The organism is bacterium, assembly GCA_023135785.1.
Taxonomy (GTDB): Bacteria; CAIJMQ01; CAIJMQ01; order CAIJMQ01; family CAIJMQ01; genus CAZNJA01.
Genome location: JAGLSL010000066.1, coordinates 1 through 10382 on the forward strand (window position 1 = coordinate 1; position 10382 = coordinate 10382).

Genomic DNA, 10382 nt, shown 5'->3' on the forward strand with positions numbered 1-10382 from the left:
ACTTTAGTCCTCGCAATTTTTCAAATTGCAGAGGGCAGGTTTCTCGGGGTTACTGCGAAAACCTAAAACCGATAACCGAGTAGTTTATGTGCCTAATGAATATGGTATAATATCGCGTGGATAAAAAGGTTTTAGAGATAACTTCTTTGCATGATAAATGCCCCAATTACTGGCGAAAAAAGACCTACCTTGAAAGAATTGCGGCAGTGGAACAATTAAGACAAATTATATTCAATTATGACCCATCTACCACAAGAATGCAGAAAACTATTACAGTTCTTGATCTAAAGAAAGGCAAGCAGCAGATTTCAAGATTTAGCCGATATTGAAAATTTAGAAAAATAACATATTTTTTAAGTCACTCCTCAATACTACTTCTTCTCTCCGCACTAACTAATCGCAAAAGAAAAAGACGGTTATCGTAAATAGTTATCGTTACTACCTAAAACGATTTTTAACGATGACCGAATTAGATTGCCACGCTCACTATGTTCGCTCGCAATGACACTCTTAATCTGTCATTGCGAGGTCCGATGACTCCGAAAGGACGGAGTATACGGACTCTTCGGAGAGTTTACGACGAAGCAATCTCTCTATCACGCAATTGACAATTAAACCGCTCTTGTGTTACCTTTTACTGCAATGAGAAATGAAAAAATATTCGAGAAAGTAACTACAATTCTAAAGAACTATGGGGCGAAGAAAGTAGCAGTCTTTGGTTCATATGCAAGGGGAGAAGAAAACCTTCACAGTGACTTGGATATTCTCGTGGAATTCTTGGATAGAAAGAGTCTTCTTGACCTTGTGGGCATAGAGATGAAACTATCTGAAACATTGAATATAAAGGTGGATTTATTGACCGAAGGAGCAATAAGTCCCTATCTGATTGACAGAATTAAAAATGAGGCGAGGGTGATATACGGATGAAAAGGGATGAACTTGTATATTTGAAACATATATTGGATGCTATTTCTGAGATTGAAGAATACATTGAGAATGTAAATCACGAAAAATTTTTAGCTACTCGTATTATTCAGAATGCGGTTATAAGACAGTTTGAAATAATAGGTGAAGCTACCAGACGGTTGTCTGAAGAATTAAGACAAAAATACAAAGTTCTTCCATGGAAAGAGATGGCAGGAATGAGAGATAAATTAATACATGATTATTTTGGAGTGGATTTAGAAGCTGTTTGGGATACTGCCACTAAAGACATCCGTGTATTGAAAGATGAAATAAAGAATATCCTTGAAAAAGAAGGGTGAAGTTCCTAAATCTTTACATCTGCCACAACCTACGGCGGGCAAATTTAATATACATCCTTTCTCTCTCTGCAAGTCACTAAAAGACAGTTAATAAAAGTTAATATAGGTTAATAACAGTTAATAATGTCCCGACATTCTATCGGGACAGGGTTGCATGAAAGACAAATTTAAAATATTTTGTAACCCTGTCCGCCAATCTTTAGTGGCGGGCGTTTTTAACCCTTGTTAACCGATTATTTACAATCTCCCTCTCTTAATGTAAACTTCCCTCTATGTTTTTATTGATTATTGTAAGCGCGGTTTTTGGGTTGAGTGTCGGGCTATACGATTTGCTCCTGCCGCTTTTCTTAGACGATATGGGGATGTCATACGGCAGTATGGGTATTATCTTTTCGTTTTCTGCAATATTCCTTTTCTTTGTTAGAGTTTACGCAGGGCATATTTCTGATTTGGTTGGCAGGAAACACGTTTTTTCTTTTTCTTTGTTACTCTGCGGTTTGTCTACTTTATTAACTCCTTTTCTTTCTAACATTGCATCTCAAGTGGTATTGCGGTCGTTGAGGGAAATTGCAAGAGCTATTAAGGAGACGTTGCAGCAGTTATTGATTTTTGAAAAATGGAAGGATTCTTTTAGGCATTTGTTTGCTTGGATAGGAGGGGCCGATATTACCTTCCAGGGTATAGGCACTCTTTTAGGAGGGTTTTTATTATTAAAAATTGGCTATAAATATTCTTTTATTATCCCCGGAGTAGTTTTAGTTTTTGTTGGCATATTATTTCTGTTTAAATTTAAGGAAAAACCTGTTCCGATTAGAAATCAAAGTGTCGCAATCGGCGATAGTTCTTTAACAACGGATTCTTTTTACTGGTCTTCACCTTTTAGGCATCGGTTGTCTAAGCCATTATTTCTTATGGCTGTGTCCGGATTTATTTTGGGAGTAGGAGTCAGTATGAGCCATGCTTTTATGGCGCCTTTATTTTTTCTGCACAAGTTTTCTATATCACCCGCTTTGGTTGCTGTTGTTTTAGCTTTGCACAGGTTAAGCTTTGGGCTTCCTATGATTTTAGCAGGAAAGGTGGTTAAGTGGAATCTTAAGATAACCGTTATTATTTTTTTGTTTATTCAGGGGGTGTTTACGGCCCTTACTGTAGTGCCGGCAGGTTTTATGATGGCGGCTGTTTTATGGCTTATGCATGATTTATTTGGTGCGAGCCTATGGGTACCTGCTCGTAATACCTTGATTCAGCATTATGCAAGGGAAGGCAAGCGCGGGCTTGATGTGGGGATGGTTCTTTCCTGGCAGGGGCTGGGATGGATATTCGGGCCTTTGATTGCGGGAGTTGTGAGTAAATTTTCTATAAATTATCCTTTTATTTTGAGCGGGATGTTGACTTCAGCTTCTATTATTCCTCTTTTTTGGTTAAAAGATTCTTATAAAAAAGAGAAAAGGACTGTTGCCGTTTAATAGCTATATGCTTGCTTAAGAGTCTTCTTTGGATTATAATCACCCCCTCAATTATGTATTTATAAGGAGGTTATCAATATGGCACAAAAAGCCGGAGGTGCATCAAATAATCAGGGTAGAGATTCTAATGCCAAAAGGCTTGGAATTAAGAAGTTTGGCGGTGAAAAGGTTAAAGCGGGAAGTATTATTGTAAGGCAAAGAGGGACAAAGATTAAACCGGGGAAAAATGTGGGATTGGGTTCTGACCATACTATTTTCGCTATGGTGGCGGGAGCTGTCGAGTATACCGGAAAGAAGCAAAAAACTGTAAGCGTTATTACCTCGTAAACATTTAACATTCTTACTGCTTATTTTGATTAGTTTGCCGTTATATCAAAGTTGGTAGTCATGTCTTTTCGCTTCGCTGATAAGGCGAAATAAAAATATTATGAAAGAAATTACCATTCTTGGCTCTACAGGCTCAATAGGAAAAAACACGCTGGAAGTGGTATCTCAGTTAAACGGACAATTCAAAGTTGTCGGTTTGAGCGCCCAAAATAATATAGAACTCTTAACAGAACAAGTCGAAAAATTCCATCCAAAATGGGTTGCTATTGCCGATGATGCAAAAGGCGAACAATTCAAAAAAAATTTTAAAGGTTCTCTGGAAGAAATTTTTATCGGAAGCGAAGCTGTTACGAAACTTGCAGGTAAAAAAGTTGATTTGATTGTAATTGCGCTTGTGGGTTCTGCGGGGATGTTGCCTACATTTGAAGCAATAAAAACCGGAAACGATATAGCCCTTGCCAATAAAGAGGTTTTGGTAATTGCCGGTAAAGAGGTTATGGCAAAGGCAAAAGAAAGAAATATCAAGATATTTCCTTTGGACAGTGAGCATTGTTCTATATTCCAAAGCATAGACAAAGAAAAAAAAGAGACAATACATAAAGTTATTTTAACGGCTTCAGGAGGCCCCTTTTATAATTATGACGAGAATAAGTTTTCGTCTATTAAAGCAAAAGATGCGCTTATACATCCTACTTGGGATATGGGAGCTAAAATCTCCGTAGATTCGGCTACGTTGATGAACAAAGGTTTTGAAGTTATTTCAGCGAAGTGGTTCTTTGATTTGGATTGGGATGAAATTGATGTGATAATTCATCCGCAATCCGTGGTGCATTCTTTAGTGGAATTTGTTGACGGGACGACATTGGCTGTGTTATCCGAACCCGACATGAGAATTACTATTAAACATATTTTGACATATCCCGATAAAACCCCGGGTCAATTTAAGCCGATTGATTTAAATGAAATTTCCGAACTTACTTTTTCAAAGCCGGATGAGAAAAAATTCCCTGCCCTAAGGCTTGCTTGTTCGGCAGGCAGGATTGGGGGAACAATGCCTGCTGTTCTTAATGCTTCCAATGAAGTGGCTGTAGAGGCGTTTTTGAAAGACAAAATATCATTCCCGCAAATTTGGCAGGTCTGTGAATCTGTTACGAAAAGACACAGCCCCAATCTTGAACAAGAATTGCAAAATATTTTAAAAGCAGACCATTGGGCAAGAATACAAGCCGGTAGTATAATAGAGAAGTTATGAGAAGAGGATGGATTAAATATTTAAATATTTTTCTCTGCGTCATAGTGGTATACCTATCATTTAATATTTTTTTATTCCTACGTTCTTATGGAAAAGAAAAGGCAGAAGCTGCTGTTTTGCCGATTTCTCCTGAATCTCAATCTCTCGCAAAGTCTGAAAAAAATCTTAGTGATTACGCGGTAATTTATAAAAGAAATTTATTTAATATTAGTGAAATTTCTAAACCTATAACTACTTCTTCCAAAGTTTCGTCTTTTAAATTAAAAGGGACGGTAGTGGGTTCTTCGGAATTTACATTCTGTATAATAGAAGATAAAAGCAAGCGAAAAGATGGCCTTTATCAAAAAGGTGATAAAATACAGGATATGGAAGTTAATGAGATTATGGTTGACAGCGTGGTATTAGTAAGAGGCGCTGAAAAAATAGTTTTGTATATCAACGAAAACGGAGAGGAAACCAAAACAAATGATAGGACTGTTGTTACTGCCGGTTTGCCGTCGCCTGATTTTCCCAGCTTAGAAAATCCTTCCCCTAATAAGTGGATTTTAAGCAGAGAAGATATTCTTCAGGCAACAAAAAATGTTTCGCAGATTATGTCAGGTTTGAAAATTAAGCCTAATTTTTCTGCGGGTAAGATGGAAGGTTTTAGGATTGACGACATTGACGAAGGAAGCATAGCTTTGGAAATGGGAATAAAGAAAGGCGATGTTGTTAAGAAAATAAACGGCGAAACGATAGATAGCCCCAAAAAGATCTTTGAGTTTTACAGAAATTTAGAAAGGTCTAACTCAATTCAATTGGATGTTGACAGAGGCGATTCAACGGAAACTTTAACTTATGAAATAAAATAATAAATTTATGATTATGCAAATTAAAAAAATGCGATTTAAATCAATTATTTGCGCGGTTTTATTTTTTATAATGTTTTTGAATGTTAACTGCGCGCCTGCAACTTCTCCTTTACCGGGAGCAGACGCGAAAGAACTTATCTCTATAAATTTTGAGAGTGTTGATTTAAGAATAGTTACGAATTTTGTTTCGAAAGTGACAGGAAAGAATTTTCTTCTCGACGATAGAGTTAGAGGAAAGGTAACTATTATCTCCCCGACTCAAATACCGGTGGAAGAAGTATATGCAGTCTTTTTGTCTGTACTTGAGGTGAGGGGCTTCACAGCTATCCCTGCCGGCAGAGTTACGAAAATAGTGCCTATGGCAACAGCCAGGCAATCTTCCCTGCCGACAAGTATTGGCAAGGAAATTTCAGAAATGCCGATGGAAGATAAGATGATTACGCATCTTATTCCTTTAGAGTATGCGGATAGCCAGCAGATTATTGCTATACTTACACCGCTTATTTCTGGACAGGGGCATTTAACTTCCTACCAGCCTACGAATACTTTGATTGTCACGGATACATCTTCCAATATACATAAACTTTTGACGATTATAAATACTTTTGACATTGAAGGCGCAAAGTTAGAGACGTCTATAATTTCTTTAAAATATGCTTCTGCGCAAACGATTTCCGAAAAAGTTAGCAGTGCTGTAGAAAGCGCCGGCAGAAAGCCAATTACTAACGCAAGACCTACAAGAGGCGCTGTGTCTAGAACCTCTGCGTCTATTAGAGGGGGAATTACTCTTATTCCCGATGAACGTATAAATTCTATTATTTTAGTAGCCAATCAAGATGATACTTTAAGAGTAAGAGAGCTTATTGAACAATTGGATATTTTGCCTCCTCCAGGAAGAGAGACCATACATATTTATAAATTAAAATACGCTGACGCAGAAGAATTGGCTAAAATTCTATCGGGTATGCCTTTAGGAAAGGATGCAGCCCAAAAAGGAGCCAAACCTATCAGTATCAGCGCCGATGTTTCCACTCGTTCTTTAATTGTTACCGCAGACCCTGAGGATTATAGCAATATAAAAGAAGTGATAGACCAGCTTGATTCTGTAAGACCTCAAGTTTTCTTAGAAGCATTGATTGCTGATGTGTCTATGGATATGATGACAGATTTAGGTGTTGAATGGGGTACAGTAGATAATCCGGTAGAGGGGGAATACAGAGGGTTTGGGGGCGCGAAATATGGCGCAGGGTCTCTTTATGAAAAAGCTGTAACTTTCTCCGGTCTTATCATAGGAGCTATGAAGGGAACAACTTCGGGAATACCTAATGTGGGGATGATTATACAAGCGTATAGTAAAAAAACCGGATTTGATATTCTTTCCACTCCGCAGATACTTACTCTGGATAATAAAGAAGCAAAAATATTGGTCGGCGAGAATATTCCTTATCTGACTTCTTCCCGTATAACCGAGCAGGATACCGTTGTAAATAGTTATGGATATAAAGATGTAGGGATAGAATTAACGATAACTCCTTATATAGGAACGGAAAATAACCTTAAACTTGATATATATCAGAAAGTTACGAAACTTGTTCCCACAGCAACCGGAACAGAACTGCCTACAACGACGATACGAGAAGCGAAAACAAGCGTGTCGGTAGATGACGGTTCTACGATTGTTATCGGAGGACTTATAAGGGACGATAGCACTGAAGTGCTGTATAAAGTTCCGTTATTGGGAGATATATGGATTTTAGGCGCATTATTTAGAAGAACCGAGAAAAAAATTGAGAGAAGAAACCTTCTTATATTTATAACCCCTTATATCATAAGAGAGAAAGCAAAAATAGAAGAATTAACACAACAGAAAAAAGAACTCCAGGATAAATTCAAGATAGAGGAAATAGTTAAGTGATCCCCGTTAGACCTGCCCGCTTCGCAGCAGGCGGGGATTAAAAACTTTTTATGTTTTACATCAATTTTGTAGAAACAAAGATAAAGAGTGTTCCCATATTAAGTATAATTTAAGCTCTGACGTATCGTCGGAGCTATCTTTTACCACGTCAGAGAATTTTTTTCTAATGTGGCGAGTGGGGTAAAATGGATTTTAATATCAGCCAGCTACTTCTTAAAGAAAACCTTGTCAATGAAGACGATTTAAAGAAATTTCTAAAACTCTCAAAAGAGCGAAACGAGCGCCTTGATAAAGTTCTCCTCAAAGAAGGACATATAACTGAAGAAACACTTTTGCAATTCTTAAGTAAAATATTGTCCATTCCATTTATTTCTGAACTTTCCATAGATAAAATTGAGGAGTCTGTTCTTAAATCCATCCCGTTAAAAATTCTTAAAAACTATAAATTACTCCCCGTAAAAAAAAATCAAGATACTCTTACCCTGGCAACTTCAGACCCGTTAAATTTACCTTCCACAGGAGAATTTGCCGGTGTTACCGGATATAAAATTAAACTTGTGCTTGCCTGCGAAAAAGAAATTTTTGGCAATTTAGATAAATTATACAGACCGCAGTCGGGTTCTACGGAAGATGTTATGAAGGAAATGAAAGAAGACCTTTCTGCGTTTACAAGAGACGAAAAAGCCGAAGACTTATTAGACCTTGCAAATAAAGCACCGGTAATTAAATTCGTAAATTTAGTGATTTTCCAGGCAATTGAAAAAAGAGCAAGCGATATACACATAGAACCCCTGCCCGGAAAACTGAGAATAAGATATCGCATAGATGGCATTTTATATGACGCATTGACTCCACCCAAATCCTATCATTCAGCGATTGTTTCAAGGGTTAAGGTTATGGCAAGTTTGAATATTGCAGAAAGAAGATTGCCACAGGATGGCAGGTTTGACATAAAATCCGGAGAAAAAGAGGTTGATATACGAGTATCCGTAATTCCTGTTGCAGGAGGCGAGAGGGTTGTTTTGAGGTTGCTTGACAGGGGAAGTCTTTTTGATTTGGGAGAACTGGGATTTGATGAACAAATGTTCAAAACCGTTGATAGTTTGATTCATCTTTCCAACGGTATTATTTTGGTTACCGGACCTACGGGTTCAGGAAAAACAACTACTCTTTATGCCGCGCTTTCAAAAATAAATTCTCCCGATAAAAATATAGTAACGGTTGAAGACCCGATAGAATATCAGTTGCCCGGCATTGCTCAAATTCAGGTTAAACCCGAAATAAATCTTACATTTGCAAACGGTCTGCGTTCAATACTGCGTCATGACCCCGATATTATAATGGTAGGCGAAATGAGAGATTTGGACACCGTTGATATTGCAGTAAGAGCTTCTCTTACGGGTCACTTGGTTTTTTCTACTATTCATACCAATGATACTGCCGGAGCCATTACAAGGCTTATCGATATAGGCGTAGAACCGTATCTTCTCACATCATCGGTGAGAGCGATAATAGCGCAAAGGTTAATTAGAAAAATATGTTCTCACTGCAAGACAGAATACAAATTGGAACAGAAAGACGAAATTATGGAATTTGAAAAACTCGGCATAAAAAAAGAAGAACTTCCCAAGAAATTGTTCAAAGGCAAAGGGTGCACTTATTGTCATGAGGGATATTCCGGACGAATAGCTATATTTGAAATCTTGCTTATTAAAGAAGAGATTGAGAAGATGATAATGGAGAAAAAAACGTCTCGAGCTATCAGAAATGAAGCTAAAAAGCATGGCATGAGGACTTTAAGAGGCGATGGGATAAAAAAAGTTTATGAAGGCGTTACGACTCTATCTGAGGTTTTAAGCGAAACGCAGGAAATAATGGAATGAAAAAAAATGAGGGACGAAGGACGAAGGATGAGGGATGAAGAAGAAAGTTTTTTATCGTCCTAGTGACCCCGACGTTATGTCGGGGGAATGGTCGTCCGTCGTCTATCGTTAATCTGTCATCTGAAAAAACATGGCTGTATTTGAATACAAGGCTTTAAATAAGAGCGGCAGGGCAATTAAAGGAATAATAGATGCTTCTTCTTTAGAAGAAGCAAGAGATAGATTACGGGAACAATCTCTTTTTCCCGTTGAGGTGGGTACTGTTACTCAATCCTCTTCCGGTCGAAATTCCCTGTCTTTTAGAAGGACAAGCAATGAAGACATTGCATTGTTTTCACATCAGCTTGCCAGTTTGATAAAAGGTGGGCTCCCGCTTTTATCCAGCTTGAACGCTATAGCCGAACAGATGGGTTCACATCATTTAAGAAGAGTAGTATTGGGTTTGGCGGAGTCTGTTAAGGAAGGCAAATCGTTTGCAGAATCTCTTTCTTTATTTAGTAGAGTTTTCTCGCCTATTTATATAAACATGGTAAAAAGCGGAGAAGAAACCGGAAGTTTAGCGGAAATTCTTCTTAGAATTTCCGCGCTGATGAGGGAAAGTATTAACTTGCGCAATAAAGTTAGAAACGCTTTAATCTATCCTGTGGTGATTGGTTTTGTCAGCATGGGAGTTCTTATTTTTCTTATGATAGTCGTGGTTCCCACTCTTTCGGGATTATTTGAACAGATGAATAGAACTTTGCCTCCCCTTACCTTGGGTTTAATAAATGTATCTAATTTTTTAAAAGATTATTGGATTATAGTTTTAAGCGCAGTAGTTATTTTAATTGTGCTGTTTGTATGGTTGCTTCACATAAAAAAAACAAGAAAAAAAATTGACAACTTAAAATTAAAAATTCCCATCATAGGAGAAATTATGAGGAAATCGCTTGTTGCAAACTTTGCAAGAACTGTATCCACTCTTCGCAAAGGCGGAGTTACGATTATTACGTCGCTGGAGTTGGCAAAGGACGCGGTTAGAAACGAAGTTATGTCGGAGGCGATATATCAGGCAAAAGAAGACATATCCCGCGGAGACAGCATGAGTAAAGCTTTAAGAAGAAGCGGTGTTTTTCCGCCGCTTTTTTTGCACATGGTTGAAGTAGGGGAGAAAAGCGGAAATTTAGAACATATGCTGGACGACATATCAAATAGTTATGAAGAAGAAGTGACAATGGCTTTAAATAAATTCACGACTCTTCTTGAGCCCCTGGTTATAATCACTATGGGTCTTATAGTTGGTATTATTGCTGTATCTATTCTTTTGCCGATATTTGAAATGAATCAGATAATAGGGCTATAATGACGCACAGATTATACGAGGGACGAAGGATGAGGGACGCGATACGAAAAAAGAAAAAGTGAGTAGGATGGGAAATATATA

The 10382-nt window shown here is 37.8% G+C and carries 10 protein-coding genes; all 10 read left to right on the top strand.

The window, feature by feature from the left end:
• The first annotated feature begins 116 nt into the window (after positions 1 to 116).
• The 10 genes from KAS42_05130 (at position 117) to KAS42_05175 (ending at position 10301) form a co-directional block, all read left to right on the top strand.
• A complete protein-coding gene (locus KAS42_05130; GenBank protein ID MCK4905600.1) occupies positions 117 to 329 on the top strand; it encodes a hypothetical protein in 213 nt (70 codons plus the stop codon).
• Positions 330 to 642: 313 nt separating this feature from the next.
• Positions 643 to 927 (top strand): nucleotidyltransferase family protein, encoded by a 285-nt coding sequence (locus KAS42_05135; GenBank protein MCK4905601.1) that lies wholly within the window; start codon positions 643 to 645, stop codon positions 925 to 927.
• Entirely contained in the window at positions 924 to 1265 is a 342-nt protein-coding gene (locus KAS42_05140; GenBank protein ID MCK4905602.1) for a DUF86 domain-containing protein, read from the top strand. The genes KAS42_05135 and KAS42_05140 overlap by 4 nt, the downstream gene beginning before the upstream one ends.
• A gap of 272 nt (positions 1266 to 1537) precedes the next feature.
• Positions 1538 to 2731, top strand: a complete 1194-nt coding sequence (locus KAS42_05145) for an MFS transporter (protein ID MCK4905603.1) — start codon at positions 1538 to 1540, stop codon at positions 2729 to 2731.
• A 78-nt stretch (positions 2732 to 2809) separates the two neighbouring features.
• Complete coding sequence (gene rpmA / locus KAS42_05150) at positions 2810 to 3058, top strand: 50S ribosomal protein L27 (GenBank protein ID MCK4905604.1); 249 nt, start codon at positions 2810 to 2812, stop codon at positions 3056 to 3058.
• Between the two features lie 100 nt (positions 3059 to 3158).
• Positions 3159 to 4310: a 1-deoxy-D-xylulose-5-phosphate reductoisomerase gene (locus tag KAS42_05155; GenBank protein MCK4905605.1), complete on the top strand. Its 1152-nt coding sequence runs from the start codon at positions 3159 to 3161 to the stop codon at positions 4308 to 4310.
• On the top strand, positions 4307 to 5161 hold the full coding sequence (locus tag KAS42_05160; protein ID MCK4905606.1) for a hypothetical protein: 855 nt from the start codon (positions 4307 to 4309) through the stop codon (positions 5159 to 5161). Before KAS42_05155 ends, KAS42_05160 begins: the two co-directional genes overlap by 4 nt.
• A 70-nt stretch (positions 5162 to 5231) precedes the next feature.
• Positions 5232 to 7076 carry a type II secretion system protein GspD gene (locus KAS42_05165; protein MCK4905607.1) on the top strand — a complete coding sequence of 615 codons (1845 nt, stop codon included), beginning with the start codon at positions 5232 to 5234 and terminating at the stop codon, positions 7074 to 7076.
• 185 nt (positions 7077 to 7261) lie between these two features.
• The gene (gspE, locus tag KAS42_05170) at positions 7262 to 8959 is read left to right on the top strand and encodes a type II secretion system ATPase GspE (protein MCK4905608.1); all 1698 of its coding nucleotides are present in this window, start codon (positions 7262 to 7264) and stop codon (positions 8957 to 8959) included.
• Between the two features lie 130 nt (positions 8960 to 9089).
• The gene (locus tag KAS42_05175) at positions 9090 to 10301 is read left to right on the top strand and encodes a type II secretion system F family protein (protein ID MCK4905609.1); all 1212 of its coding nucleotides are present in this window, start codon (positions 9090 to 9092) and stop codon (positions 10299 to 10301) included.
• Positions 10302 to 10382 lie beyond the last annotated feature (81 nt).

Bases quoted from the DNA above. Each gene is read 5' to 3' on its own strand.
- KAS42_05135 (MCK4905601.1), top strand. From the start codon at position 643: ATGAGAAATGAAAAAATATTCGAGAAAGTAACTACAATTCTAAAGAAC.
- KAS42_05140 (MCK4905602.1), top strand. From the start codon at position 924: ATGAAAAGGGATGAACTTGTATATTTGAAACATATATTGGATGCTATT.
- KAS42_05145 (MCK4905603.1), top strand. From the start codon at position 1,538: ATGTTTTTATTGATTATTGTAAGCGCGGTTTTTGGGTTGAGTGTCGGG.
- rpmA (MCK4905604.1), top strand. From the start codon at position 2,810: ATGGCACAAAAAGCCGGAGGTGCATCAAATAATCAGGGTAGAGATTCT.
- KAS42_05155 (MCK4905605.1), top strand. From the start codon at position 3,159: ATGAAAGAAATTACCATTCTTGGCTCTACAGGCTCAATAGGAAAAAAC.
- KAS42_05160 (MCK4905606.1), top strand. From the start codon at position 4,307: ATGAGAAGAGGATGGATTAAATATTTAAATATTTTTCTCTGCGTCATA.
- KAS42_05165 (MCK4905607.1), top strand. From the start codon at position 5,232: ATGTTTTTGAATGTTAACTGCGCGCCTGCAACTTCTCCTTTACCGGGA.
- gspE (MCK4905608.1), top strand. From the start codon at position 7,262: ATGGATTTTAATATCAGCCAGCTACTTCTTAAAGAAAACCTTGTCAAT.
- KAS42_05175 (MCK4905609.1), top strand. From the start codon at position 9,090: ATGGCTGTATTTGAATACAAGGCTTTAAATAAGAGCGGCAGGGCAATT.